Below are 26,978 nucleotides of genomic sequence, written 5' to 3' on the forward strand. Positions count from 1 at the left end.
GGTGTTATAGGACCAGGCCAAGCAACGGGATGGAATCCCGCCCGACTCGGCCATACTCCCCCTGGACAAGGCTGTAGGCCCGTTCGGCCGCCGGCCCTGCAAGCGAGACGCCGACGGGGCGCCCGTAATCCATGCCGCTGTAAGCGCCCACGGCCAGGGACAAGGGCCCGAGAAGCCCTGCCCGATCGACCAGCTCGGTGATACCGCCACCGGACGCCCAGTCGGTGTCGAAGGCGCGCCAATCGTATTCGTCATCGTCGAAGGTACTGTTCAATCCTTCCTTGGCCATGTCGCGTAGCATGACGGCGGCGAAGGCCAGCGGGAGCCCCATGGCAATCCCGACCTGGGCACTGGCCGTCGAAGCCAGGATGCTCTGCCCTTCCCGACGCCGCTGGGTATATTCCCTGGCCACACCGTCGATGAAGATTTTCTTGCCGCCCCAGGCGAAGGACTTGAGCTGCCAGAACAGCGAGAACCATGGGTTGGATGCCCAGCCAGGGCGCATGGCCGCATTCGGACGCAAAATGGACTCGTCCACGAAGGCATACAGTCCCTGGCGCAGTTTCTCGCCGGCCGGCGTGTCGAAATTCTGCCCCTCGCTGTAGAACGCGCTGACGTCCTGCGGCGTCAGCCCCAGGTCCTGCAGCTGGCGGATCGCCGTGGCGTCCCCTTCATTGGCCTTGCGTGTGGCACGGGTGATGAAGCCCAGCCCCATCTGGGTGGCAAGCGCCCGGTTATGATCCGTGATGGCCTGGAGGCCCGTGATCTTGAAGAACACGTCCGTAGCCCAGCGGACTTCCGGTGTCATGAAGTCGTTACCGTAGCTGTTGTGCAGCGCATCCATGGTCATCTGCGACTGCACGGTGCCAACACGGCGGGCCAGCTCGGCGCGTTCCTCGCGGGTGAACTGGGTCAGCGTCTGGTACAGGTCCTTGAATGCCGACGTGCTGTGCATGCGCATCGCGGTAGTCGCCAGATCAGTCACCTGCGAGATGGACGCCAGACCGAGGGTGGTCATGTAGACGTAGGCCCCGACGGCGGACAGTCCACGGCCGACCTTGGGCGGCAGCTGCTTGCCGAACAGGCGGTTGCTGCGCCCCATGTAGTTCTCGACGATCTCGCGGGCCAGTACCTGGTCCTGTCCTTCCAGCTGGTCGATCTCGTTTTTCACCTTGGCCGCCGGGTCGTAGACCATGACCGGGTCCTGGCTGGTTTCGACGCGGTGCTTGAGCTTGGCCAGGTAATCCTCGTCGATCGGTTGCCCCTGTGAGCGACGGTATTCCAGGTCCTCAACGACGGCCTTGCCATCGCGCTCCGCCCCGAAGGCACGCTCGAACTCGGCACGGTGGATAGCCGAGCGGATGTGCATCACGAAGGAGGACTTCGGCGTCTCCAGGAACTTGCCCGCCTGAAGGTCGGCGTTGCTGACGTTGGTCAGGACGCGCGCAGCCTTGGCATTGAGCCCTGGCCCGGCGCCGGCCTGATCCGCTGTCTGCAATTCGACCTGGCCGCCCTGCTGGGTGATGGCCATGAAGATGCTGTCAGCCGACGCCGTGTCGATGCTGCTGTCGGCCTTCATGATCAACGCTTTGAACTCCTCGGGCCGCGCCATCATCTCGGAGACGTTATAGACGCGCGTCCCGTAGACGCTCTTGCTGTTGAAGCCGTTCACATGGGTTTCCAGGTGCTGGCCCAGCTCGGTCATCAAGTCGAACAGCGGCAAGGCGTCCTGTGGCAGCTGATCGCGGGGAACCTCACGCTGCACCAGGGCCATGACCTGCTCGGCGCGGCGCTCATTGTCCGGGATGGCCTGGTCAAACTTGCGCAACCAGTTGGCGGTTTCCGATTCGCGGCGGTTCATGTAGCCGGCGGTGGTGGCGTCGCGGCGAGTGCCTGGGGCACTCCAGAACATGCCAGCGATCCGGGCACCGCGCGGCCCCATCTGGCGCAGGCGGCTGTCATCGGTGTAGACGATGTCACGCAGGGCACGGGCCCCGGTCTTGAGGAAACGCGGCGAGCGGTCATTGACCCACTGCTGGCTGCGGGTGAACCAGCTGCTGCCCGCGTTATCCGCCACGATGTCGGCCACGCTCTCGGTCAGCGGATCAGCGACCGGGAGCCCTGGCTGGTTGGGGACCACCGGCATGCGGCGGGCCTGCTGTCCGCGTTCACGGGCGCGTTGTGCCATCTGACGCACGATCTGCAAGCCGTCCAGGTCGCCTTGGGGGATGCCGTCGGTTCGCGGCGGGCGCTGGCCGTCATCGACCAGTCCTGCCAGCCAGTCCTGCTGCTGGTCGGCACGCAGCATGGCTTCGCGGGCCTGGGCATTGCGCTCGCGCGCCGTCTTCTGGGCATCCCGCGCAGCCTGCTGGGCATCACGGCGAGCGCGTGCCTTCTGTGCTGTCTCGACGGCCTGCTCGAACTGTTCACGGCTCGCCTCGACACCGGCACCGTCCCATGCCTGCTTGCGGAGGGAATGAAGCTCGCGGCGGGCCTCCCGCAGCTCGGCGTGCGCGTCTGCATTGAAACGGTTCCGGCCGGTCGTCGTCTCCCGCTCCAGACGCATGACCCGCTCCTGCAGCTCGGAAGTCTGTGCCAGGGTGTCGAAGAAGCTGTCGGCGGACTTGTTGCCCTTCATCCGCGTCGGCAACGCCATCTCGCCCTTCTTCACCAGTGCCGTCATCTGGCGCTTCACGCCGTCGAACAGGCCGCGTAGCTTGGTGCGAAGCTCGGCGAATGCGCCGGCCTTGGCCACCATGGCCTGGTTGCTGCGCACGCGGCGGTGCATCCAGCTGGAATAACGATCGGCGACCCACTCCTCGAAGCCGGTTTTCGGGTCCTCGTATTGATGCACCAGTCCTTCCCGGCGGTCCTTCTCATAGGCGCGGTACAGGGTGTTGAAGCGGCGCTTGTCCTTGATCAGCGTGTTGAGGTGATCGCGGTAGGCCACATGGCCCAGCTCATGCGTCATCACCATCGCCATGGCATCCGTGCGGGGACGGCCGTTGGCGTCGGTCAGGCTGCGCAGGAAGATGACCGAGGTATCCCCGACATGGATGGTCGTGCCGGCGGCGCTACGCTTGCCTGCCAGCGTATCCTCGAGGCTCTGCCGGATCGCCGGGGTGCGCTCCATGTGGAGGTGCCCGTTCTCGCTCATGGCCTCGTTGAGGTCTTCCATCGAGGTGGTGTCGGTGGCCACCAGTACGCGCTGGCGCAGGTTGGTCACCCGACGGGCCAGGCGGGTCACATCCGCGACCCAGGTCGGCAGGCTCTCGTCCACGAAGGTGTCGTGGCTGGTTTCCTTGAGACGGCGCGTTTCTCGCGGCGTCGCGGTGGAGCCCCGGCTTTCGATCTTGCGCTCGCGGGTATCCACCCCGCCTTCCTGCTCGGCCAGGAACCATTCGTGCTTGGCCTGCTCGTTGAGCGCGGCGATCACATCGTTGGGGACATGGTCGATCGGACCATCGATCACGGTGTCGAGCTGCACCAGGCTGACCGCGTCACCGTACTCATGGATCAGGGCGGTACGCTGATCGGCGTTCATGTCCTCCCACAGGGCTCGCGCCTGATCCGACGGCCAGGCGATGTCGGTATCGGTCACGATCTCGATAGCGCCGTCCAGGCCCGGAGCCAACAGGATGTCCCCCGCTTCGTTCTGCTCATACTCGGACGGCATGGTGATGCCCTGGTCGTGCAGCATCTTGCGGGAGCGACGGAATCGCTTGAGCGTGTCCTGAGTCCAGGCCAGGTTGCCTTCCTTGTTGCGGCGCGTCGGAATCGCGGACAGGTGCGACAGCAACAGCGCGCGCTGCTGCTCAGTGATCGCGTCCGAATCACGCAGCCGGATTTCCGCGATACGTGGCCCCATGACCGAGAATGGCAGGCCATAGATATTCTTGAACTGCACGAAGCTGGTCGCCTGCTGCAGGGCCGGCGATGCCTCGGTGTTCGGTGCCCAGGCCGCGATGCGGTAACCGCTGTCATCCAGCACGGCCAGCGCGGTGGCCAGGCCAGTCCGGGAGCGCTGTGCGGTGGTATTGCCACCGAGCCCCTGGGACACGTCCATGCCGGCGGCAGCCAGCACCTTGGGGTTGACCCAGATCGACTGTCCATTCGGGCCGGTCATGCGCAACGTGTAGCGCTTGGCATTGTCGTTGCGCGGCTCCTCACGCCCGGTCCAGCGGCCACGATCGAGGGCATTCATCACCCGTTCGGTGGTGCCCTGCACCGTGCCATCCTGGGCATGGAACGCGGAATCCCGCTCGGCCTCGGTCGGATCGCGGCGGCGGACCAGGGCGTAGTGCTCCGCACCGTTCTCGCGCTTGTTGGCGAACGTAAATTCATCGTTGGGGAAGCGCTGCTGAAGTTCCTGAGCCTGCTTCACCATCGCGGTCGGCACCAGGTGCTGGTCCCCTTGCGGCGTAGTGATCAGGGTGGTGGCCATGTTCTCGGTCACGGGGCGCCAGCCGAGGTTCTGGACTGGCGCACTGCGGGCACGCATGTCATAGCCCTTGTCGCGGCGCGTCAGGGCAGTCGGGTCGAGCTGTTGCGGCCGGGTCTGGATACCGGCGCTGCGGCCTGCCCCTGGGTTGACCTCGTCGATCATGGCCCCTTCGGCCATCGCGGTAACCGGGCGGGTGCCCTGGGGCTCCGGGGTGAAGACGTCGTACACCAGCGCGCGGCCATCCGCATCGCGGTCCACTCCCTGGCGATCGAGGAAGATGTCGTTGATCGCCTGATCGAGTCGGGCGTCCGAGGCATCCTGTGCCAGGTCCGGGTCCTCGAAGTCCTCGCGGCTGGCGGGACGCTCGCGGCCGGTGAGCTTCATGTCGCGGGGCTCGGAACCAACCGCCGGGTCGAAGTCCTGACGCGGGGCCGGCTGGGCCTGCGGCTGGGCGGGCTCCGGGGTGAAGTCCTGACGCGGTGCCGGTTGCGCCTGCTGGCGGGCGGGCTCCGGGGTGAAGTCCTGACGCGGTGCCGGTTGCGCCTGCTGGCGGGCTGGCCCGTTACGCAGATCGAACTTGCGAGCCGGGGCCGGTTGCGCGGCAGGTTGTTCTGGCGCTGGGGTGAAGTCCTGACGCGGGGCCGGTTGCGCAGCCGGTTGCGTCGGCTCGGGCGTGAAGTCCTGACGCGGGGCCGGCTGGGCCTGCTGGCGAGCGGGGCCATTGCGCAGATCGAACTTGCGCCCTGGAGCCGGCTGGGCCTGCGGCTGGGCGGGCTCCGGGGTGAAGTCCTGACGCGGTGCCGGTTGCGCCTGCTGGCGGGCAGGCTCCGGGGTGAAGTCCTGACGCGGTGCCGGTTGCGCCTGCTGGCGGGCGGGTCCGTTGCGCAGATCGAAGCGTCGTTGAGTGGTCTTGCGGGCATTGGCCCGCGCTTCCCGATCCGCCAGGTGCTGCTCGAGGCTCGTGAACTCGACGCGGCCCCCGTAGTTCTTCAGGCGCTCGGCAGCGGCCGGTTGGTCATCGCGGTCGATGACTTCGGAATGGATGACAGCGTTGTTCTCGTCACGCACGGCAGCGGCCATCGCGCGGTCAGGGGCGATGTCCTGCTTGGACCGGCCATAGCCCAGGGCCTCGGCCATCATGGCGTCGCTGCCACCCTCTTGCTCGACCCGCTGGGCCAGCTCGGCATCGCGGGTATAGAAGGTGCCGTTGCGTGTACGTGCGGAGTACACGTCTGCGGCATCAGCCAGTCCGGTCGGGGCCGGTGACGCACTGTTGACCTCGACGCCCCGCTTGGGGTTATTCGGGTCCATGGCCGCTCGGAACTGGGCATCCACATCGGCCTGGCCTTCCGGCATGACGACACCGGCATCATCCGGGGCTGCCTGCGGCTGTGCCTGGGGCTCCGGCTGCGGGCGGCGGGTGTTGACCACATAACCACGGTCGTCCACCACCGGGTCGAAGCGGGAGGCGAAAGCGTCGGCGCGCTCACGCAGCGACGGGCCGGCATCCGGTGTCGGGGCTCCCGGGGTGCCATCAGCGGGTGGTGTGGTGCCGTCATCCAGCGGTGAGCGCCCTTCCACCACATTGCGGCCAGCGCCCTGGAGCATGCCGATCGGGGCATCGATCGCGGCACCACGCGCGGCACCCGCAAGGGCGCCTGCAGCGGCGGACTCGATACGACGGTGACGGGCTTCCTCGGTGCTGGCATAGCCTGGTTGCAGGTAGTCACGGAACTGAATCAACAGCTCCTCCTGCGCCGCCTCGGTACCGCCTTCCGCCACGGTGGCTTTCCCGACCTTGCGACCTGTCTGCGCCAGCAATGAAGGGGCTTGCCGGGCAAGATCAGTCCCCAAGCGACCAGACTGCTTGAACAGTCCACCGACAACTTCGAACGCCTGATTGGCCGCGACGGCATCGAGGGCTGCCATGCCACCGCCGATGGCGGCTGCACCCCAGGGGGATGGATCGCCTGCTTCATGGGACTCGCGGTAGGCTTCGCCGGCCGAACGCGGGTAGCCCCCGGCGGTGGCCGCGTACAGCGCGCCGCGCTGTGCCATGGTGGCGCGCAGCGTGTTGTCGAGGATGTTCTGATCGAGTCCGGTGCCACGGCCTTTGGCCACGCGCTCCAGGGAGTCGCGCAGCTCCTTGGTCAGCATGGTCTTCATGGTGGTGCGCATGGCCAGACCTTCCGCTGCACCGCCGGCAGCGCCCACCGGACCTGCGGCAGCCGCGCCAAGGGCTGCGCCGATCGTGGCGGATGCCATCCCCTCGATGATATCCGGGCCGAGACGGCCCAATGTCGTGACCGCCCAATCGCGCAGTACGCCAGGCGTGCCGGAATCCAGCACGTCATGGAACGTCGGAGCCCCTGCCGCGATGTCCTGCCCCTCTCGCATGTCGCGCAGGGCCGAATCGATCAGCGCCTGGTCTGCCTCGCCGAACATGTCCTGGAGCATCGCGCCGGCAAACTTGATCCCGCCCTTGAACTCCTGCACACCTCCCGAGAAACTGCGGCCGAAAGACAAGGGCGCGTTCTGAGTGCCCCCGAACTGGGCGTCCGGGCGCTGAGTCTCGAGCGAGTATTGGGGTTGTGCATTGCGGCGGGCCAGCTCGTCGCGGATCAGGTTTTCATAGGCCATTGGGCGCCTCTCTATTTATAAGCTGTGCTTATCTTAACGACCTGCGCCGCCCTGGCCTAGCGCAGCTTTGAGTTCGCCAATCTCTTGTCCGAGAATCTGGTCGCGGCGGACCTCGTCGCTGAAATTGGTGCCCTCCGCACGCAGGCGTTTGTCCACCTGCAACAGCACCTCGGTACGGGCCTTGGGATCATCTGAGAACTGATAAAGGTTTTGCCCGTTCATGGCTTGTTTGTAGCGCTCCCGAGCATCGGCGTATTGCGCAGCGCCTTCGACCGTCTTGAAGATTTCCGGGTTCTGTGCCGCCAGGAACAGGGCTGCCGGGTCTTTCTCCAGGTGCTTGTTATCCTTGAACACACGCTCCAGCGAATCAGGAATCCAGTCATTGTTGGTCTGCAACTGCTGACTGAGCTGTTGCAGACGCACGTAGCCGTTGGCCACGGCCTGGTTGTTCCAGTCGGTGCCCTGCAGGCCACTCGGGAACAGGTCATACGCATCGCGGATATCGGTACGCATCCGGGGCAGCACGCGCTCCAGCGTCTCTTCATCCAGTCCCATCGCCTGATAACGGTCGGTGGCTGTATTGGTGATGGTGTCGATGGTATCGGCGACGTTCTGGAAATCATCCCGCGCATCGCCCTTGGCCTTGATGCCCTCACGGAGTGTCTTGCCCTGCTCGGTGATCAAGGTGCGTGCTGTCTGCTGCTGCTGGGCGATATCGTTGGAGGCCAGCGCCGTGGACTGCTGCATGGCGGCACCAATCAGCTGGACCGCATCGGCCGAAACGACCCCGGTGTCCACGTAACGCTTGAACTGCGCATCATCCAGCCAGCCAGCGGCTCGCAGACGTACCGCCTGAGCGATCTGGGCATGCGTTGGGCGCCCTGTGCCGGAGTTGACCGAGTAGGTCGCCGAGGCACCATTCGGGGTCAGGGAGTTCACCATCCCGCTCATCGCAGCGGTCATTTCCTGGTCCGACGAGGAATCTGCCAGGGCATCCATCGTGGCGGTGCGGGAGATGACACGCTTGGCCTGTCCGGGGCCGATGCCCTTGCCGTCCACCACGCGGCGGGCAATCGGGTCGCCTTTGGCCGTGGCCCGAAGCCCGGCATCCGTGGTCTTGGCCACGTAGTTGCGGGTTTCCTTGTACGGAATCTTGTTGATCCACTCCGTGACATCGACGTCGGCGCTGCGCGGGTCCCCGAGCTTGAGCTTGGAGCTGTTGCGGCCGGTGTGGTTGGTGCCATTGACCCAGTCGTTCACCATCCCGGGGCCGGCGTTATAGGCCGCTGCCGCCATGATCGGGTCGCCATACGTTTCGACCTGCTCGTCGTAGTAGGCGCGCCCCAGCCGCATGTTGTAGTCCGCGTCGTTTTCGTAACGCTCGCGGTCCCAGGGAATGCCGTTCTTCTCGGCGACTTCCTTGGCGGTGGCCGGCATCACCTGGGCGATGCCTGTCGCCCCCTTCGGGGAGCGCAGCGGTTTGCCCTGACTATCGAACTGCTCGCCGTTGCTTTCAGCCCCGATCATGCGGTTCCAGGTGCGATCGATCTCGGCGCCAAGGTTGGCCAGGCGTTCGTTGCCGGCATTCAGGTTCTCGGTGCCGACGATCTGCTCGACCCCCTTCTCGGCGAAGGACGCCAGCTTGTCTCGCGCCTTGCCCACAGTATCGGTGACCGCGTTGTAGGCATTCTGAATGACGTTGTCATCCCCGGTGTACTCGATATCGAGGCCATTGCGACGGAATCCGCCCGTGGATTCCTCCTCGGACTCATCACTGCCCCAGCGTTCCCAGATCGGCGGCACGGGTTTCGCGGGCGCTTCCGGCTCGGCAGGAATCCCGAGGCGTCCGATGGACGGTTGGCCCTGCGGCTGCCCCTGCGGCTGACGACCAGCCTGTGGAGGTACGGCCAGCGGGTTGGCGCCACCGTTGCGGGTGACCGTGGTAGACGCGCCCATGCCCGGCGTCGGGCCCTGCAGATTCTGGAACTGAGTGGCGAGGCTACCGGAGCTGTCGAACAACGTGCGCAGGTTGTCGCGGGCCCACTCGGCGCCATAGACCTCCACCCCATCACCATCCGCATCCGGCAGCGGGGTAAGGTTGCCATCCGCATCGCGGGCCAGCGGGATCAGCATGCCGGTGCTGCCGTGCTCCTGTTGGAGCTGGCGGAAGGTAGGTTCATCCATGCCGAATTCGGCGAAATTGGACTCGTCCACGTAGTCCAGGTCATCGACCTGTTGGAGCCCCATGCGTTCGCGCACGGGGTTGTTGTTGTAGGCATCCAGGAACATCCGGCGACCGGGCTCGGTCTTGAGCGCGGGCAGGACGCCACCCGCCTCGGTCTGGAGCTGATCGAAGCGGTAGAATTGTTCGGTAGCCAGCTGGCGCTTCTTCTCGTCGAGCTGCATCCGCTGCGTTTCCGCTGCGTTCTGCATGTACTCGAGGTCCGCCTGGCGCTTGGGTGCGCCCTCCTGCCACTGCCGGGAGGCGATGTCGAGCTGGGCTTCCTTGTACGGGTCGATCTGGTTCTGCTGGCCCAGGTTGTAGCCCTTCAGGCCACCACGCACCAATGCCTCGATCGCGGTCAAATCCATGTTTCGTTCCTCACATAAACATCATGGCGGCCATGGCAGCCGTGGCGAGCATCTGCGTCTGCTGTGCATCCTGCGCCTGATCGGCGCTGGCTTTCTGCGCCTCGTATGCCTGGTTGCGTGACGACGCCATGCCGGCGGAATTGACCAGCCCGCCGGTCGCCTGACCGACCAGCTGTTGTCCGACATCCGTCAGCGAGGTGCGGATGTTCTGGTTGCGATCGATCTGCGCCAGATTGGCCGTGTTGTAGGCATCGGATGTCGCCAGGGCACTGGCGCGCTGTTGGTTGGCCGCCACCGGAGCACCGCTGATATCGGCCAGGCCGTAGCGGGATTTCATGCGAGCATTGGCCGCGTTGCTGCGCTCGTTGGCCGCCTGCGTCTGGGCCATGGCCGGTCGCGTCATGTCCTCGCCGATCGACCCGGCCAGCTGATTCTCGACCGGGGTGTAGGCGTTGCGGTAGCGCTCCCACTGGGCCTTGAGGACCTTGGCCGCGTTGTCGTTGGGGCTCCGGCTCTGCGAGATTGTCGGGACAGTGCTCATGGCGCCTCCTTACTGGCGGTTGTACCCGCCCGGAATTGCGAGCTGGTCAGTGAAGCCGTTGGGGTTGGTCGTCTCAAACAGACTCTGCCGGAGCGCCTTGTTGTTCGTGTACTCCTGGTATTTCCCCATGCCCATGGTGGCCAGCGAGTTGAGGGCACCGAACTGGGCATTGCTCTTGGCGATATCCGCTTCGGACTCGCGCCGGTAGGTGTCGAGCATCGCGGCGTTGTTCTGCTGGCCCAGCTGGGTGAGACTCTGCTGCTGCTGGCCCGCGATCCCCAGCCCCGTGTTGATCGCGGCGAGCGTATTGCCGTCCCGCTGCTGCCGATCCCCCAGCACGGCCTGTGAGGCGTTGGAAGCGCCAGCCGCCTTGAGCGCCGAGTTGATGGCGTTGAGGTTGGACAGGCTGGTGGCCACGTTGGCGTTGCCGAACGACTGCTGGAAATCATTCGACGCCTCGCGCATGAGGTCGGCGTTACCCCGCCCCTGCCGCAGGTTGGTCGTGGAACGGTCCACGTTGGCCAGCATATCGTCTTCCAATGGCGCATACATGGTCGCGTAGCGGTTCCACTTCTCGACACCCTGCTTAGCGAGTTCCTTTTCTTCCGCCGTGGCTTCCGGCTTCTTGGGCGAGCTGCCTTTACCCATGGTCCACCTCCTTTTCGAATACCAATGACATGACCTTGTAACCGTCCGGGGCCAGCTTGCGGCCCCAGGCCGGGCGCGTCGTGGTGAAACTGATCCGATCCGCGCGGGCATTGACCGCAATCGCATCCATGCCGTCCAACAGGTCGCGCAGCATGGCGGCGGGAGCCCCGACCCGGATGTAGGACATCCACGACCGCAGCACGCGGTCCCCGGTGGCTTCCGTCTCGATGTGGTAGACCGACCAGCCCCACGGGCGATCGCCGTCGGTGAGGACCACCATGTCGGCCATGTTCGAGGCGATCGCGGCATAGACATCCGCCGCGATCTCAGTCACCTGGGGGCTTTTGGCCCGGATGGCCTCGACCCCCTCCTCAAGGAACGGGTACAGGGTGCGAAGCTCACGAACTGAGGTCACGGTATTCAGCATCAGTAGCCCCCGTAGCGCACGACGCGGGTGGCAGGCTGATCCAGCCCTTCGGCCTGGCGCTTGGCCTGGGCCACATACTGCTGGTAGCGGGCCATCTGGGCGCGGGCGAAGTTGGCATCGGTCCAGCGCTGGCCAGGGATTGTGAGCAGCCAGGCAGCGGCCAACGCCACCAGGGCCTCGCCCCACCGCTCGCCCAGCCAGTCCGGGATATCCATGGCCGACCGGCGAGGGATCAGCGTCATGACGCCCTCGAGTCGGTACTGAGAATCGGGCACCGGAGCCAGGACCATGTCGTCAGCTCGGCCCCAGTAGTAATGCGTCGGGCGACCGCGCTCGGCATTCGGGTCCTGATTGCGCATCATGACCTCGCTGTCCCGGCCCTCGAGCCGTTTGCCGTCCAGGCCGATCCACTCCAGGGAGGACACCGTGGCCGACCCTTCCGGCTCGATGGGGTAACGGTCTAACCCCGGAACGGCAAACACCTGGAAGGGAACCTTCCAGATGCCTGTGTCCTGACAGAATTGGCGTGCGGCCCTGCGCAGTTCGACCCAGATGGTCGGCTCAGGGCAGCCCACCACATGGATGGCGGTATCCGGTGTGAGGGCTGCGATGTCCATTACGGTGCTCCAGGTGTCGGGTCTTCCCCTTGGGCATTACGCTCGGTCTGCATACGCACGCCCAGGCCCTGGGTGAATGCCTGGTAGTACCAGCCTGCCTGCTCACGGTTGGCGGCGAATTCCGCGTCCTTGGAATAGGCGCGGTACAGCACGTAATCCGTGTAGGCATTCAGGTAGGTGGCAGCCAGCGGCAGTGTGGAATCGAGGCTGTTGACCATCGGCGGCTCGGCCGAATAGATCAGGTTGATCGAACCGCTGCCGTCGGAAGGCGGGTACACGTAGAAGCGCGTCGGATCATGTGCCTCGAGCATGTAGTGGCGGACACTCGGCTGCTGGTTCATGAGGTGCCAGTCCGGGTGGCCGATGTCGAGGACATCACGGTCGATGCGTCGGATCGAGGACCCGTTGACGTTGCGCACCACGTCGATCACCACGATCGCCCCCTGCGGGGCCTGCTGGAGCGTCCCGGGGGACATCAGCATCGTGGTGTTGACCGGGTGGGCGCTGGGCTTGAGCTGGACGATGGCCTGAGAGGCATCGTTGATATAGCGGATCAGCTCGTCATCCAGCCACCGGACACCGCCCTCGGTGTTATCCAGGGTGGTGTCACGGACGCGGGTGATGACATCGCGGGCGGTGATGGGCATGGCTTACACCTCGCCTTTTTCGATCTGCTTGGCAGCGGCATCGCGCAGATGCGCCGGGATGTCCTGACCAAGCTCTGCTTCGATGGCATCCACGCGGACAGCGCCGTCGGAGGTCAACTTGTCGGCGTTGTCTTCATCGATGATCTTGCGCATGGCAGCGGCGATTTCACCGACCGTCGGGCCCTTGCCGCCCTTCTTGGCATCGGCCTTGGTGTCGGTCTTGGCATCGGCCTTGGTGTCGGTCTTGGCATCGGCCTCGGGTGTCGCCGGCTTCGCCTGACCCGCTTCGCGGCAGCCAGCGGTCAAACACGCTTGAACCGCGACGTCAGGGACGGGTCGCGGTTCCTCGGCCTTGAAGTTGAGCGAATGGCCCTGCTTCGTGGAGACGTGCCGGTCGATATCGGATACGAGATTCGTAGGCATGGGATGTCCTCGTTGAAAAAGGGGGGCCCCGAAAGACCCCCAATGCCCCGTGGTAAACCGTTTACGAGTTGGCGACGTCCAGCACCAGGGTGCCGAAGTCTTCCTTGCGGCCAGTCACGTCGGAGTGGAAGACCGGCTTCTTCAGGCCGAACATCTTGCCGATCGAGATACCGTGCTGGTTCTCGTAGTCGAAACCTTCTTCCACCCAGTACGGTGCGCCGATATCCGCCATCCCCATGGCCTGGGCACCGCAGATCAGGACGCGGTTGCCATCGACGTTGCCGGCGGAACCCCACTTGGAGGAAGCCGCCATGCCCTTGGTGTTCGGCGAGTGGCGGAACTGGTGGATGACCATGCCATCGACCATCACGCTGTTGGCGCCCGCGAACAGGGTGTTCTTGTCACCGCGCACACCCGCATGGCGGACGTTGGCGATGAAGTCCGGGTCGAGCTTGAGCTGCGCCATGGTGGTCGGGCTGACAAAGACGTGGAAAATCTCGTCGTTGTTGCCGGTCTTGATGCCGCGAATCATGTTGTCGCGGGCATACGCCTGCGCCAGCACGAGAGAGGCATAGGACAGGCGGTCGCCGGCTGCGATCGCGCTGGTATCACCGTCCTCGGTGATGTCAGCACCGCCGTTGGAGACGCGCAGGTGGCGGCCCTGAGTCGGCGCGGTGACGTGATCCGCGAATTCCAGGTCAGCCAGGTTCTGGCCGGTGGACTTGACCGGACGGGCAGCACCGTTCGGGCGCAGCGCGTAGTCCCAGCCTGCCAGCGTCTGGAAGCCGAGCTGGTCCATACGATCGCCGAGCCAGTAGGCCAGGACGTCGCGGGAGTTCTCGCGGAAGTTGATGACCGTCTTCTGGTCGGCGAGACGGCCGGCCAGGCGGTTGGCGTGACGCAGTTGATCCAGGCCGATGACCTGATCGAAGGCACGCATTGCTTCTTCATTGCCTTCGAGCATGTTGTCCCCGGTCACACCGTCGCCTTCAAGGTCGGCGAGCAGCTGGAAGACCGCGCGGGTGCCCTTCTCGGACTTGGTCAGCTCGGTGATGCGAGTGATCATCGAGTTGGCACCCTTGCCTGCAAAGCGCATCAGGAAGGAGTTATTGCGGGCTACCCGCCACAGATCGCGTGACCAGACTGTCTTCTGCTCGTCGGTCAGCGCGGCAAAGTTCGTCAGTGCCATTGGGGCACCTCCTTTGGAAGCTGATCGACAGCCTTGGTAGGGAAGCCGGACGGCTGTCGTTAAGCCGGTTCCCAGACCGTGTCGTGGTCTGTACGAAACACATCCGTTTGCGGCGGGTGGGCCACGCGAGGGACGATCTCGCGGTTGATGCTGTGATTATAAGCAGTGCTTATCTAATGGGCAAACCAATTTATCCAGGTAATCCGACTTGAGGACTTCTGCCATGGGCTGTGCGCCCATCATCTCGGCCATCTCGACGAAATGCGCGATACCTGCCGGGTGTAGCCGCAGGCTAATTGTGTCGGGGGGCGCGCCACATCCAGGAAGGACCTCGACCCAGCCTTCGCTGGTCAGCGCCTCGATCGCAAACTCGGCCTGGTCTTCCGCTGCCATGCGCGGGAGCAAGGTGAGTTTGAGGAACCGGAGGATGCCGTAGGGCCCCAGGTAGGAGAAATGGCGAGCGTCGTCCTTGTCGATCTCGATGAACTCGATCCGGGCCTCCCCAGGGGGGTGGCCCAGGACCGAGAAGCGTTTGAGGTCATCCGGGAGCGCGGCCATCATACCGGGGTCAATTCCATCATCAGGCGGTAGCCTTCCATGCGCCACAGCTCGTTGACGGCCTTGGTCATGGCGTTCTGAAGCGCGTAGACCTCACCCAGCTCGGCGTTGAAATTGGCCGGGTCCACGCAGGCACTCATGCCTTCCGCCACGGTGAAGCCATTGGGCAGCATCAGCACGCAGTAGGTGGTGGTGTTGAGCACGAAGTAATGCGGTTCAAGCTGATCGCGCAGCGCATCGATGCGCTCGACGGTGACCTTCGTTTGCTTGTCCATTACAGGTAGTCCCCACGGGCACGGGCCAGGTCCTCGTCCGACAGCTTGTCGAACTCGGATTCCGGCAGTGTGTTGACGTCCGACTGCCCATCGTTGCGGGTACCGGGCGTTTTCGGTGGCTGGCGGTTGGCCATCTCGCTCTTGCGCTCCAGGTCACTGGTCGGCTGGGGCTCGGCCTGAGCCTGGGCTGCCGGTTCCTGTGCCGGTGCCGGGGCTGGCTGGCCGGCCTTCTGGATGCCGTAGCGCAGCGCCACGGTATCGGCGGCTTCGCGCAGTGCGTGTCGGGGCTCATAGCCCTGCTGCATGTAGAAGTCGCGCAGTGCGGTCGTCTCGCGCAGGACATCCAGGTCGTGGCCTTCCTTGGTCTGGTCCATGACCGGGTAGTCCTGGATCACCTTCTCGGCCTCGGCCTGAAGCTCCTGGTGGACGCGCTGCTTCTGAGTGGTCTGCTGCGCTTCCTGGCGGGAGGACTCGCGGGCCTCGTTGAGCCACTGATCGCGCTCGGCCTGGCGAATCTCGGCGCGCAGCTGGCGGGCCTTCTCCGCGTCGCCATCGAGGATCGCTTCGTGGTACTGAGCATCCAGGGCCTCGAAATCCGGGCCCTGCTGCTGCTGCGGCTCCTGTTCCTGCTGTGCCTGCTGCTGCGGCGGTTGATCGGGCTGCGGCTGCTGCTGGCGCTGGATTTCCTGCAGGCGGCGTTCAAGCTCGGTCTTCTCGGACTCCAGGCGGTGGCGCTTGGCCACTTCCTGATCCAGGCGGTACTTCGGCACGCGCAGGCCGTTATCGTCTACCTGGGGCTCCGGCTGGGCCTGCTGCTGGGGCTCCGGCTCGGCTTGCTGCTGGGGCTCCGGCTCGGCTTGCTGCTGGCGCTCCGGCTTGGGCGCAGGTTCCGGGGCAGGTTCAGGGGCCGGCGCGGGCTCCGGGGCCGGCGCCGGCTCGGCGTCATCACCGCGATCGAGCGGGGCGTCACCGAAATCGTCATCGTCGAGGGGGTCACCCCCGGCGAACATGGCATCGAGGTTGTAATCCGGTTCCTGGGTATTACTCGTCGGTCTGGACATCGTCGTTCCTCGCGGGGCGTTGTTCGCCATCCTTGCGGTTGGCGTTGATCCAGGCGGTGGAAATCTGGGTTTCCTGCTGGAGGTTCTGACCGCGCATCTGCGTCAGGCTGGTCTGCTCCTGGCGCTTCTGCTGGGCCTTGTGGGACTGCTCGGACAGCTGGATACGGGCCTCGAGCTGCTGCAGGTGCTTCTGCACGTCGGCTTGCAGCTCCATGATGCGAATCTGGTTCTGGATGGCGGCAGGATCGGCCTCGGACGCGGTCTTCGCCTCGATGTGGCCGGTTTCGGCCAGGAGCTTCTGGAGCGCGGCCTGCTTCTTGCCAAGCTCGAGCTTGATGTCCTGGATTTGCGCCTGCTGCTGGAACTGCGCCATCTGCATTTCCTGCTCGGTCGGCTCGGCCATGCCCTGCTGACGCTTGAGCATGTCGGCGATCTCGGTGCGCTTGGCCAGGTGGCTGTATTCGACCAGGATGTGCGGCGGAATCGGCACGCCGGCAGAGGCCAGCTGCATGGCCTCGTTGAACTGGCTGTCGCGGAAGGTATCGGTGGCCGGCTGCTGGGTGACGACGATGCCGTACTCCCCCAGGGTGATATCGTTGTGGATGCCCTCGGCGGTCTTCTGGTTGATCACCAGCTCCTCGTCCTCGGCATTCGGGTCCAGATCATTGGAGATGAACAGGACCCGTTCCTCGGTGTAATACTCCTGCACCAGCGAGAGGATCACCTGGGCGATCATGTGGCGGGTGCGAGCGAGGTTGTCGAGGGGCTTCTGTACCTGGACCTGGCCCCGGGAAATCTGCGACTGCAACGCGCGACCGGACATCTCGGCGCTGGCGTTGCCCTGCATGGCATCGTGGATGCCCGAGATGTCGCGGATGGATGCCTGGGACTTCATCGACAGGCGGTCGATGCCGGTGGGAATCTGGTTGGGCTGAATCTTGCTCGGCGCGGTAGTGCCGGGGTTGTAGCGCAGCACCAGGCCGGTTTTCGCGCCCTCACGCTCCAGATCGTTGACCGACATGCCGTCGGCCAGTGACCCCTCCTCGATCATCCAGCCCGAGTTGGCCGTGGTGTTGACGATATGCAGCTCCTGGGAGGACAGCTTGTTGTGCTGCTCCTGGGGACTGATCAGGTTGCGCACCATGCCGAATGGCCGGCCGCGACGGTAATACGGGAAGAACGGCACGATGGTGAACCGCGTATACGGGGACCAGTCGTCGTGCAGCACCTGATTGCCCGCTGTCACCGTCCAACGAATCTTCATGATCGTCTTGTCGATGATCTGCAACTGATTGTCGCGGGCGAACGCGGCCGCGCGGTCATCCGTCCACGCATCGGGCACCGGGCGGATATCCCCGCGCGCGCCGACGAATACCTTCGCCTTGTGCGGTCTACGCCACTGGCGTTCGACGATACGCACCGACCGGATGGTGCGGTCCTCATTGCCGTGCTGCCCTGCCACGCTGCGGGTATCCCCGAACGTGGTCTGGAAGCGATAGCAATCGAGGGTGTCGTCGTGGTCGGCCAGCTCGGCGTGTGCGCGGATGGCGTCGGCCTTCTCCTTCCCGTACTCGACCTCGATGTCGTCGATCGAGGTCCAGCGGGTCTTGAAGAACTCCTTCCAGTCCTCGGGATCGTAGGACTTGGCGTCGGGGTCCGGGATGATATCGGCCGGGTCCTCGACATCGAGCTTCACTTCCCCGAAGGCGTTGTGTTCGAAGTCGATGCGCACGTCGAAGTAGCCGCGATCGTTGATCAGGCCGTCGGCAAAGACCTCGGACTCCTTCCAGTCGTATTTCTGGTCATCGAGGATGTACTGCACCAGCTTCTGGAGCATCATCGCGCGGTCGGCGTCGGCCTTGCGGCGCGGCTTGAAGCGGATATCGGCCCGGTTGGCCGCCTGCTCGCCCAGCACCGTGTTGACCGCCGGCAGGATGTGATTGATGGTCAGCGCCGGGCGTCCGGCCTCCTCGAGCACGCGGCGATCGGCCTCGGACCACTGCTCGCCGTAGTAGAAGGCGTCGAATTTCCGCGCCTCCTCGACGTACTCCTTATGCCCCGCATCTCGGGCGCGGACGTAACGGTGCCATTGCGTGCGGGTAATCTGGGAATCGTCCATGGACATAAGGCGTCGGCTCAGTAGTGATGCGGGATAGGCTTGGTTGAGTATAAGCAGTGCTTATTACCGTATCAAGACGACATGGCACTGCCCTTGGTGCCACTGACCACATACTGTTCGAGCTTGTCGCGCCAGGACTTCTTCGGTTTGGGCGTGATCACCGGGCGCGGGTTGAACTGCTCGATCATCTGCCCGATCCACGCCAGCGCATCCACCTGGTCATCGTGCTTGCCGTTGGGGAAGCGCAACAGCTCGGTCACCAGGTCATCGAGCCAGGGCGCGGAGCGCGGGAAGAAGACCCGGTGCATCTCGATCAGGCCGCGCACCGGACTGGCACGCACCTGCTTGTCGCGCTTGCCCGGCTTCAGGGGCTCGATGCGCATGCCCATCTTGCGGCGCTGCCGCTTCTGCTCGTTGATCAGCGGCCCCAGGGCCAGTTCGATCTGCCCACGCTCCGCGCCCATGATGGCCGGTCGCCAGCGGTCATAGCAGGCGAACATCTGATCGACGATCTCAAGCGAGCCCCAGTGCCCCCGGTACATGTCCAGCACCCACACGTTGAGCGCCCGGTCGATGCCCACCACGATGCCGACGGTGTAGTCGTTGTGTTCCTTGGTGCCGATGGCGAAGTCCCAGGCCGCGTAGACCGTGAGGTCGTCGAGGTCGGGCCGCTCGGTGGGCGTGTAGTAGCGGAAATCGGGCAGCTTGAAGTAGTCGCCGTCCTCGGCCACCGGGTCCTGCTGGTAGAGCGCCTGCCAGTCACGGACACCCACGGCATTCTTGATGCGCGTCAGGGCCTCGATCGGGTAACGGTCAGGGTGCAGGGGCTCCCCCTCCTTGCGGAAGGCTTCATCCTCGGTGGCAATGGCCGGATAGCGGATGACCTCCCAGCTGTCGCCCTGCCCGTTGGCCTCCTGCTCCAGCAACCAGCCGGCGAGGTCGTCATCGTGCCAGCGGGTCAGGATGATCAGGATGCCGCCACCGGGCGCCAGGCGGGTGTAGGCGGTCGAGGTGTACCAGTCCTTGATCGAGGTCCGGGTGGTGGCCGACTCGGCCTCCTCGCGGTTCTTCACCGGGTCATCGATGGTCAGGATGTGGGCACCCCGGCCCGTGATGGGGCCGCCGACACCGGCCGGCACGAACATGCCCCCGCCACGGGTCATCCAGCCTTCGGCGTTGCGGTTCTCGGCATCGAGCCCCTGCTTGGGGAAAATCTGCCCGTAGCGCTTGTCCTGGAGCTGGGCGCGAATCTTCTTGGAGAAGTCCGTGGCCAGCGACGCGGAGTAGGACGCGGTGATGATGTCGTGCTTGGGGTAGTTGCCCAGGTGCCAGGCAGGGAAGTTCTGTGAGGCCAGCAACGACTTCCCGTGACGCGGTGGCATGAACAGCATCAGGCGTGGGGACTTCTGCTCGGCCACCTGACGTGAAAACCGCTCCAGCCGGCGGCAGATATCCTTATGGACCCATCCGGCCTGGTACGCCGGATTCTGGTAGCGGACATAGGGCAACAGGTGCTTGCGGGCCAGGGCTCGGCGGGCCAGCTCCTGGCGGGCCAGCAGGCGGGCTTCGCTGGCTTCCTCCTCCTTGGCGCGGGTTTCCTCGACCACTTCCTCATACCGGGCTTCCAGGGCGGGGGCAGCGGCCTTCACTCGCTCCTTTCGGGCCGATTCCACCTCATGGTGCTCGCGGAGACGGCCAATGGCTTCTGCCGTGGCTGCCGCTTCCGCCGGCCGTTTCGCTTCCCGTTCGGCAGTGACTTCCTTCCAGGCTTCATCGACAAGCTGTTCCGGGCCATTGGCAGGCTCCCCCCGTTCGATGCTGCGTTTGATCAGGTCGTAGGTCGTCTTGCAGCTCGGACAGCGGCCCTTCGCGTCCATCATGTACGTGGGCAGGTCCATCGCGCAGCCGGTGCAATTCATTGGACCTCCTCGAACTCGGCGTCCTCGGCGTCGGGCTCCAGGTCATCGGAGCCGGCCAGACGCACCAGCTCGTCGGTGTCCATCTCGCAGACCTTCTCGTAGGTGACCCCGGCGTTGATGCTGACTTCGCGCTTCTCGGGCTCGTAGCAGCCGTTCATCTTGCCCAGCTCGCGGATGGCCATGATTTCCTCGGTGGCCGTGGCCGCCTTGGCGTGGGACTCCATCAGCATCATGTTGAGCATGTCGCGGTTCACCTCGACGTGAGACGCCATGTAGAGGTCGCGCAGGTAGGACAAGGTGCCGGCGACGTGGGGACGTGCCTGCACTTCGGGGATTTTCGCGGGTTTGATGCCGCTGGCCTTGGCCGCCGGCATGAGGGGGACCCCACGCAGGAGGTGCTGCACGAAGGTCGCTTCCTGGGGGTCAAGGGACGCCAGGCCGAGGACGCCTGCCGTATGGCGAATCTGATCAATGTCCATGGAGGGTGGCCCTACGGTAATAAGCAATACTTATAGTATGGGCCAAAAGATTAACGCTTGTGAAGCAGGCAGATTTTTTACTCGGGGAGGTTCAACCCTGTGGCCAGGTAGTGGCATTCATCGGCCCGCCGCCTGACAACCTCGCGCATCGCGCGGTATGACCCTGGATGCCCGCGATTGGCACGCTCCAAGGTGTCTTCACCGTACCGGGAGGCGTCCAGCAACTTGTCCAGCTCTGCCTGGCGGCGTTTCTCCCCTGACATGTCCTGGTAATTGATCTGGGACCATGCCTCGGCATCTTCGGTCGTCAGCATTGGGCGAAAGTAATCTGATCGCTCCATCAGCTGGCGTGTCATTTCCGCGTAGTCATATTGCACGGCGTAGGGGGACATGTCGGGGCGCAACATCAGATCGGTGAAGCTCAGGCACTGCTTGTATTCGGCGTAATAGTTGTTCGCCATTTCCGAGGTAACGGGCTTCTGAGCATGGGCCGTGGGGGCGAGGCACAGGGCCGTGGCGGCGGCGAGGATCAGTCGTTCCATGGCATGGGTCCTAGTACATTGAGCCTCTGGCGAGTCTAGGTGTGAACGTGCATGATCGTATATGATACGTTCGTGATAAAAATATAGGGATATATACTATGAGCACAACAGGAAGAGAGTATGAGCTTTTTGTTCAAAATTTGATCCAAGCTCTTTTAAACTCTGAAGAAATATTGTCCCATAAGAACATAACAGTAGAGCAAGATAAAAAAATACCAGATACAAATGGAAATATCAGGCAATTCGATATCTACTGGGAGTATGAATTAGCCGGCGTTACTTACAAGACAATCATCGAATGCAAAGACTATAAAAGTAAGGTCGGCGTCGATAAAGTTGATGCTTTAGTTGGAAAGCTACAGAATTTTAAAGATATCAAGGGCCTAATTGCGACAAAAGGAGGTTTTCAAAGTGGAGCCCGAAAAAGCGCCGACGCAAATAAAATTGACCTCTTAATTATAAGACCACATGAAGAGAAAGATTGGATTAACGCTAGTGGAGAAAGAATAATAACCAAAGCAACAATAAGAGCACAAGTGTACCATCCAATCAGAATCATTAACTTCGCGCCTGGGATAGACAGAAAATGGTTAGAGAATGAAAACAAAATCAATGAACATACAGAATTTGATGACAGATGGCGCAGCGATGAAGTCTATATAAACGAAATAAGCGAAGGCAATAAATATTCGTATCAAGATATTGTTAACGGAAAGATTTTTTCTCGAGGCGAAGCTCCAGGCATATATTTAAAAGAAAAGAAGTTCAATGACGCATTTCTTGAAACACCCGCTTACAAACACAAAATAAAGAAACTAACGATCGAGTATGAAGTGAAACCACCGCTCATTTTTGGCAATACAATTGATTTTGAAGATTACGTTTTGGGAGTCATAGAGTATTTAGCTTCGGGTAAAAAGAAAATTGTTACCCGTCCGCCACAATAAAATAGCGCTTCCGGGTCCATGGGCCCCCCCGTTGCCCGTCAACGGGGGACCCTTCCCCCTTTTCCGTCTCAGCGGCCCCCCCACCCCGGCCCCGTGCCGATGAACCTACTTTCGAGGCCCCCCACCCCCCTCCGAGGACCGAGGACCGAGGACAGCGGACCCGGGAGCGAGGTCAGCGGCCTACGGCCGCGGCCCTCACTCCCCTGAAAAGCGTTCCCGATTCGCGCACCGGGATTAGGCCAACACCGGGCAACAAACAGGCGTTTGAATCCGGGGCGGCGTGACCCGCGATCACCGACTTCGGCCCTTGGCCCAGTTCCGGGACATCTGCCACAGCCCCCATATCACGGGAGCTACAGCCTGTCCCAGTTCCGGGACAGCGGTCATCGGCCACGTCAGCACGGTCAGCGGTCCAAGGCCCTGGCAGCGGTGCTAATTGCCACCAAGATCACGATTCCAGGACCGTGGCCCGGTGCCAATCTTCCCGCAGGCGCTCGAATATTATTCGGGAACTTCCGTGACGGCCCTGAATGCGACGCAGATTGGTCAACGTTTCAGCGTTTGCTAATAGATTACACCCTTAGTCGTAATTCCGTCCCCTTCCTGCGACACTCGACGAAGGTCTAAGCAAATTGATTTTTTCAATGGGATCATGGGAAACGATCAAGGAAAACTGGTTGCGTTTCCGTCGGAATGCGAGAAACAGGTTAAAAAACAGTGTTTGTCCCGGTTTGTCCCGGTTACAAAAAACCGGCCAAGGTCCGGGACACCTGTTTTCAGCAAGGATTTCAATGCCTTGCAAAAGTCTGTCCCGAAAAACCCGGATTGGCCCCTATTTCCTTTTCTACACATAGCATTACTACTCTCTATACAGTCCTACTCATATACCCCTTTCATTTACTTAAATAGTTTAAATAGAACTGGGACAACTGGGACAGAAGTCGTTGGAAAGCCCGTCGTAGAGCGGTTCGTTGGCCCTGGCCCTGTTCAGCGACATTGAACCCGCAACCGGGACACCACGCAACCACATTGCTCCACAGCCCCCGTCATTGCTGGCCTCCCGCCAATTGCCCCACTTTTGTCCCGGACGTTCGCCAACCGGGACACAGGCCCATCATCGAACGTCAATCGGTAAGGCCCTGACTCCGTCAGGGCCAGTGCGTGAGGCCCATGTCACATGTCGTGACTCAACCGGAGCCTTGACCATGATCAACCTGATCCTCGACATCCTCACCGGCCGCAGCCTGCTGGCCTTCGCCCTGCGCCTGATCGCCCTCGCTGGCCTGATCGCTGCCGGCCTGACCGTGGCCCATCCCCTGACGCTGCTGGTCATCACCCTGGCGTCCGTCGGCAATGCCTACCTGTTCGCCAACCTCACCCGCGTCACCCTGACCTTCTTCCGCAAGCGTGCCGACCAGAAGGCCCGCCAGATGGCCGAGGACGAGCGCCGCTTCGAGCAGGCCCGTGACATCACCCCCAGTGCGAACGCCGCCCAGCGCCGCGCCCTGGCCCAATTCTGAGGACATGCCCATGGGACCTTTCCTGATGATCTCGATCGCCGCTGCCTCAGCCCTGTTCGTGCTGATGATCAAGCTCAACATCCGCCGCGTGCTGGGCTATGACGCGGCCGTGGACTTCATCTCGACCACGATGCTGGTCGGCATGTTCTCCGGCACCATCACCGGCATGGCTGCTGCCGTATTCGCCGGCTGCCTGCTGTCGATCATGCTGCTGATCGCCAAGAAGCTGGTCGGCTACGAGCGGCTGGAACGCGACGGCATGCAACTGCGTTGGCGCTATTACCCACCGGCTTGGCGCCAGTAATCTCTACCATCGTCTAACGGGACTTCCCTTGAGGTCCCGTTGGTTACTGCATTAGCGTTGATTCACATAACGCAGCACCATAAAAACGACGGAGCCCCCCCGATGACCGCCATGTTTGATATAAGCACTGCGAATATTGGCCAACGCCAATGTCAGTCTCGCCTCGACACCGCCCTGCTGCCCTATGCCGCTCAGGGCCCGTATGCCAGTACCCACAACTGGCCCTACTACCTGATCCATGGCGAGAAGCAGACTGTCTCGGTGCGCCGGATCAAGAAGGAGGACGTGGGCGAAACCTTCGTGGTCTACGAGAACTTCGGCGACTACACGCGCAAGCAGCGCCAGCACCATTGCCCTGACGTCGAGCACCTGCACAACCTGCTCGATATCCTGATCTAGTCCCCCAGGCCCTTGCCCTCTGGCAGGGGCCTTTTTCTATGCCCCGCCTTCGGCGAGGCCATTGCGTGTCGGTCGTGAACCCATCCAGAGGATCACGACCATGATCATCACCCACACTGTCCTGTTTGCTGGCCTCACGGGCACACTGCATGAGCAGCGCTTCATCACCCGGCAAGCGGCCATCAACTTCGCCCTGGGCCTGATCGAGAACGGCCATGCAACGCCTGACATCTTTGATCAGGCCGGTCGCAACGTGGCCATCCCGGACACGGCCGGCGCGCGCCCGTTCTATTACCCCCCGCTGTCAGCGTGAAAGGAGACACCATGTCTGAGTCAAAATATCTGGTCGAGTACAGCGCTCCTGATTGTGGTGAGAACGAGCGCGAGTTCGACACGAAGGACGCCGCAATCCATTTCGCCCGAGGCTTTGATCAGGGCTGGATGGACTACATCCACGTCTATGCCAGCGGTTCGGACGAGGAAATCGACTTCTGAACCCCAGGCCCCGCCTTCGGCGTGGCCATTGCGTGGCAGTCGTGAACCCATCTGAGGAGGACACGACATGCCACACGCCATCGATCATGGATCGGATTACCTGCACAGCCTGCCGGAGCCGCAGGACCCGCTGGAGCTGCTGTTGCAGGCGGAAGAACAGGCGCTGGAGGACTGGGACGACAGCCGCGACCGTCCCGACTTCGCCCGCGTGGGTCGGACAGAGTACATCCGGCAGCGGACAGCGTTCCTGCTGAAGTGAACGGAGGGCCCCTGCGGGGGCCCTTTGTCGTGGCAGTCGAGGCCCTGACTTCGTCAGGGCCAGTGCGTGAGGTCCGTGTCACATGTCGATGTGACTCCACATGACACCCAACCGGAGCCTTACCCATGAGCCGATACAACCAGAACGATCTGCGTGACCAGCTGCTGGACCTGGAGGACACCGCCCCTTGGGAGGATGCCCCTGTCGCCGCCGCCACTTCTGCCACTTCCGAGGACACTGCCATGACCACCCAGACCACCGCCGCTGCCACCACCGACACTCTCGATGCGTTCTTCTCCCAGCTGGGTCAGTACCCGCGCCAGAACGTGCTCGAGCGCCTGATTCAGACGCTCATCAGCGAGTCGGCCCGCGCGGCCCACTTCGCTGACCGCATCGAGTTCGGCGACGATGCCATGCACGCCTGCGGCGAGCCGCTGGAGCTGGACGAGGCCGGTTTCGTGAAGTCGCCGGTCGATCTCGACATCCGCCCCGAGCCCGACACCTCAGGCGTCGAGCCGCGTCGTCTGTCCGAGAAGCAGTTCGAGCTGCTCAACTCCCTGCGTGACGACGAGGTCGCCGCCCTGGAGATGGTCAGCGAGCTGGCAGACGTCTTCCGCGCGATCTGCGGTGACGAGATCGCCTTCAGCACCCGCCGCACCGAGCAGGGGCGCTACGAGAAGCTGACGAAAGCGCCGTCGGCCCTCAACCACGAGTATCAGCGCGCACACGCGGCATGGCTGGGCAAGCTGGCGCGTGATCAGGATGCGCAGAACCGTGGCTTCAACGCCGCTGGCAGCGAGTCGCTGACTCAGCAGACGCGCCGCCGTCGCGCCAGCGTCATCGCCAGCCTGTAACGGCCCTCGGCCCCTCGCCATTGGCGGGGGGCCTTTGCCGTGGCTGTCGAGTACGTCGTGCTGCTAGGCGCGTTCCCTGTGGGCTATCATTCACGATCTCTCACACAAGGACGTATCGCCATGACCCCATCCCTCAGCAGCGTCGTCAAAGCGGCCGAATTTTTCTCCCGCCCCCTGGCCGAGGCCCGTGTCTCTACCCTGGTGGTCGTCACGACCGTGTTTTGCTTGGCGATCGGCCTCAACTGGCTCCCGGTGCCCGAATTTCTGACCATTCCCATGGCCGTGATTACCATCATCGCTATGCTGGGGCTCCTCGCCACGGTCAGTCGCCTGATATCCATAGGCATACACCGCCTGATCGACAGCCGTCAGGCGAAACGTGCAGCCGAAAGGGAGGCTGAGGCCGAAGCGGCCCGCCTCGCCGAGCAGGAAGCCTTGCTCCCCACCCTGATCGCGGACATGTCACCTCTGCACCTGCACATCACCGAAGCCCTTCTGATCGAGGCATCGGAAGGCGGCTATCTGACTGTCGATTTCTTCGCGCCATTCAGTGGCAACAACCATCATGAGATGGGCTTGATGGAATATCTCGTAGCGCAAGGTCTGGCAACCCGTACTCCGCACCCGAGCTATCGGCACGGAATCTTCCGACCGACCGAGAAGCTGCAAGACTTGTACAAAGAACATCTGATCACAGAAGGCCATATACCGCCCGACTGACGCGCCCGCCATAAGCGAGGAGCCCTTGTCATGGCTATAGAACTGCCTGCGAATATTAAGAGACGACTAAATATGCGAAAATAAAACCGGTGTTCAGTTATACACTGGGAACCCCTAATATATATCTGAAATGTAAAAGTGCTCTCCAGTCTATACAGTCCTGAAGAGCACCTTTAAAATTACAGCTTGTTACTCAACGACTTTCTGATCAATTAACCGTTGTTGCTGAGTCCAAATCAAATAAGCCCCAAATCCTAGCCAGGATAAGAACAATGTAACCAACAACCACCCCGCTTTACCGGAGCCGTGTGCTCGGCGTGAGATCGCAACAAACAACAAAGGCGCACCAAACAATATCA

At 62.9% G+C, this 26,978-nt stretch carries 25 protein-coding genes; 9 read left to right on the plus strand and 16 right to left on the minus strand.

The window, feature by feature from the left end; translation table 11 throughout:
- Positions 1-4: 4 nt before the first annotated feature.
- The 16 genes from QD280_RS15525 to QD280_RS15600 form a co-directional block, all read right to left on the minus strand.
- The gene (locus tag QD280_RS15525) at positions 5-7,084 is read right to left on the minus strand and encodes a hypothetical protein (protein WP_279839925.1); all 7,080 of its coding nucleotides are present in this window, start codon (positions 7,082-7,084) and stop codon (positions 5-7) included.
- Positions 7,085-7,117: 33 nt separating this feature from the next.
- On the minus strand, positions 7,118-9,676 hold the full coding sequence (locus QD280_RS15530) for a transglycosylase SLT domain-containing protein (RefSeq protein ID WP_279839926.1): 2,559 nt from the start codon (positions 9,674-9,676) through the stop codon (positions 7,118-7,120).
- 10 nt (positions 9,677-9,686) lie between these two features.
- Positions 9,687-10,217 (minus strand): hypothetical protein, encoded by a 531-nt coding sequence (locus tag QD280_RS15535; RefSeq protein WP_279839927.1) that lies wholly within the window; start codon positions 10,215-10,217, stop codon positions 9,687-9,689.
- Between the two features lie 9 nt (positions 10,218-10,226).
- Complete coding sequence (locus QD280_RS15540) at positions 10,227-10,865, minus strand: hypothetical protein (protein ID WP_279839928.1); 639 nt, start codon at positions 10,863-10,865, stop codon at positions 10,227-10,229.
- On the minus strand, positions 10,858-11,292 hold the full coding sequence (locus QD280_RS15545) for a hypothetical protein (protein ID WP_141392752.1): 435 nt from the start codon (positions 11,290-11,292) through the stop codon (positions 10,858-10,860). The genes QD280_RS15540 and QD280_RS15545 overlap by 8 nt, the downstream gene beginning before the upstream one ends.
- Positions 11,292-11,909 (minus strand): hypothetical protein, encoded by a 618-nt coding sequence (locus tag QD280_RS15550; protein WP_279839929.1) that lies wholly within the window; start codon positions 11,907-11,909, stop codon positions 11,292-11,294. Before QD280_RS15550 ends, QD280_RS15545 begins: the two co-directional genes overlap by 1 nt.
- Positions 11,909-12,556: a DUF6682 family protein gene (locus tag QD280_RS15555; RefSeq protein WP_271302947.1), complete on the minus strand. Its 648-nt coding sequence runs from the start codon at positions 12,554-12,556 to the stop codon at positions 11,909-11,911. The genes QD280_RS15550 and QD280_RS15555 overlap by 1 nt, the downstream gene beginning before the upstream one ends.
- Positions 12,557-12,559: 3 nt before the next feature.
- Positions 12,560-12,979, minus strand: a complete 420-nt coding sequence (locus QD280_RS15560; RefSeq protein WP_279839930.1) for a hypothetical protein — start codon at positions 12,977-12,979, stop codon at positions 12,560-12,562.
- 61 nt (positions 12,980-13,040) lie between these two features.
- Complete coding sequence (locus tag QD280_RS15565) at positions 13,041-14,168, minus strand: N4-gp56 family major capsid protein (protein ID WP_279839931.1); 1,128 nt, start codon at positions 14,166-14,168, stop codon at positions 13,041-13,043.
- A gap of 156 nt (positions 14,169-14,324) precedes the next feature.
- On the minus strand, positions 14,325-14,729 hold the full coding sequence (locus QD280_RS15570) for a hypothetical protein (RefSeq protein ID WP_279839932.1): 405 nt from the start codon (positions 14,727-14,729) through the stop codon (positions 14,325-14,327).
- Positions 14,726-15,001 carry a Gp49 family protein gene (locus QD280_RS15575; RefSeq protein ID WP_279839933.1) on the minus strand — a complete coding sequence of 92 codons (276 nt, stop codon included), beginning with the start codon at positions 14,999-15,001 and terminating at the stop codon, positions 14,726-14,728. The genes QD280_RS15570 and QD280_RS15575 overlap by 4 nt, the downstream gene beginning before the upstream one ends.
- Complete coding sequence (locus tag QD280_RS15580; RefSeq protein WP_279839934.1) at positions 15,001-16,062, minus strand: hypothetical protein; 1,062 nt, start codon at positions 16,060-16,062, stop codon at positions 15,001-15,003. The genes QD280_RS15575 and QD280_RS15580 overlap by 1 nt, the downstream gene beginning before the upstream one ends.
- On the minus strand, positions 16,043-18,181 hold the full coding sequence (locus tag QD280_RS15585) for a hypothetical protein (RefSeq protein ID WP_279839935.1): 2,139 nt from the start codon (positions 18,179-18,181) through the stop codon (positions 16,043-16,045). The genes QD280_RS15580 and QD280_RS15585 overlap by 20 nt, the downstream gene beginning before the upstream one ends.
- Positions 18,182-18,252: 71 nt before the next feature.
- A complete protein-coding gene (gene terL / locus QD280_RS15590) occupies positions 18,253-20,061 on the minus strand; it encodes a phage terminase large subunit (RefSeq protein WP_279839936.1) in 1,809 nt (602 codons plus the stop codon).
- Between the two features lie 35 nt (positions 20,062-20,096).
- A complete protein-coding gene (locus QD280_RS15595; RefSeq protein ID WP_279839937.1) occupies positions 20,097-20,579 on the minus strand; it encodes a hypothetical protein in 483 nt (160 codons plus the stop codon).
- A gap of 77 nt (positions 20,580-20,656) precedes the next feature.
- Positions 20,657-21,121 carry a hypothetical protein gene (locus QD280_RS15600; RefSeq protein ID WP_279839938.1) on the minus strand — a complete coding sequence of 155 codons (465 nt, stop codon included), beginning with the start codon at positions 21,119-21,121 and terminating at the stop codon, positions 20,657-20,659.
- Between the two features lie 98 nt (positions 21,122-21,219).
- Here QD280_RS15600 and QD280_RS15605 point away from each other — a divergent pair, with 98 nt between their 5' ends.
- The 9 genes from QD280_RS15605 to QD280_RS15645 all read left to right on the plus strand — a co-directional run bounded on the left by QD280_RS15605 (position 21,220) and on the right by QD280_RS15645 (position 26,619).
- The gene (locus QD280_RS15605) at positions 21,220-22,068 is read left to right on the plus strand and encodes a restriction endonuclease (protein WP_279839939.1); all 849 of its coding nucleotides are present in this window, start codon (positions 21,220-21,222) and stop codon (positions 22,066-22,068) included.
- A gap of 1,205 nt (positions 22,069-23,273) precedes the next feature.
- Positions 23,274-23,588: a hypothetical protein gene (locus QD280_RS15610; protein WP_279839940.1), complete on the plus strand. Its 315-nt coding sequence runs from the start codon at positions 23,274-23,276 to the stop codon at positions 23,586-23,588.
- Between the two features lie 10 nt (positions 23,589-23,598).
- Complete coding sequence (locus tag QD280_RS15615) at positions 23,599-23,892, plus strand: hypothetical protein (RefSeq protein ID WP_279839941.1); 294 nt, start codon at positions 23,599-23,601, stop codon at positions 23,890-23,892.
- Positions 23,893-23,994: 102 nt separating this feature from the next.
- The gene (locus QD280_RS15620; RefSeq protein ID WP_279839942.1) at positions 23,995-24,291 is read left to right on the plus strand and encodes a hypothetical protein; all 297 of its coding nucleotides are present in this window, start codon (positions 23,995-23,997) and stop codon (positions 24,289-24,291) included.
- A gap of 100 nt (positions 24,292-24,391) precedes the next feature.
- Entirely contained in the window at positions 24,392-24,604 is a 213-nt protein-coding gene (locus QD280_RS15625; protein ID WP_279839943.1) for a hypothetical protein, read from the plus strand.
- Between the two features lie 11 nt (positions 24,605-24,615).
- Positions 24,616-24,786, plus strand: a complete 171-nt coding sequence (locus QD280_RS15630; RefSeq protein ID WP_279839944.1) for a hypothetical protein — start codon at positions 24,616-24,618, stop codon at positions 24,784-24,786.
- Positions 24,787-24,853: 67 nt separating this feature from the next.
- Positions 24,854-25,045, plus strand: a complete 192-nt coding sequence (locus QD280_RS15635; RefSeq protein ID WP_279839946.1) for a hypothetical protein — start codon at positions 24,854-24,856, stop codon at positions 25,043-25,045.
- A gap of 125 nt (positions 25,046-25,170) precedes the next feature.
- On the plus strand, positions 25,171-25,899 hold the full coding sequence (locus QD280_RS15640) for a hypothetical protein (RefSeq protein WP_279839947.1): 729 nt from the start codon (positions 25,171-25,173) through the stop codon (positions 25,897-25,899).
- A 120-nt stretch (positions 25,900-26,019) separates the two neighbouring features.
- Entirely contained in the window at positions 26,020-26,619 is a 600-nt protein-coding gene (locus tag QD280_RS15645) for a hypothetical protein (RefSeq protein WP_279839948.1), read from the plus strand.
- Positions 26,620-26,978: the final 359 nt, after the last annotated feature.

The organism is Cobetia sp. 1AS1, from assembly GCF_029846435.1.
Taxonomy (GTDB): Bacteria; Pseudomonadota; Gammaproteobacteria; order Pseudomonadales; family Halomonadaceae; genus Cobetia; species Cobetia amphilecti.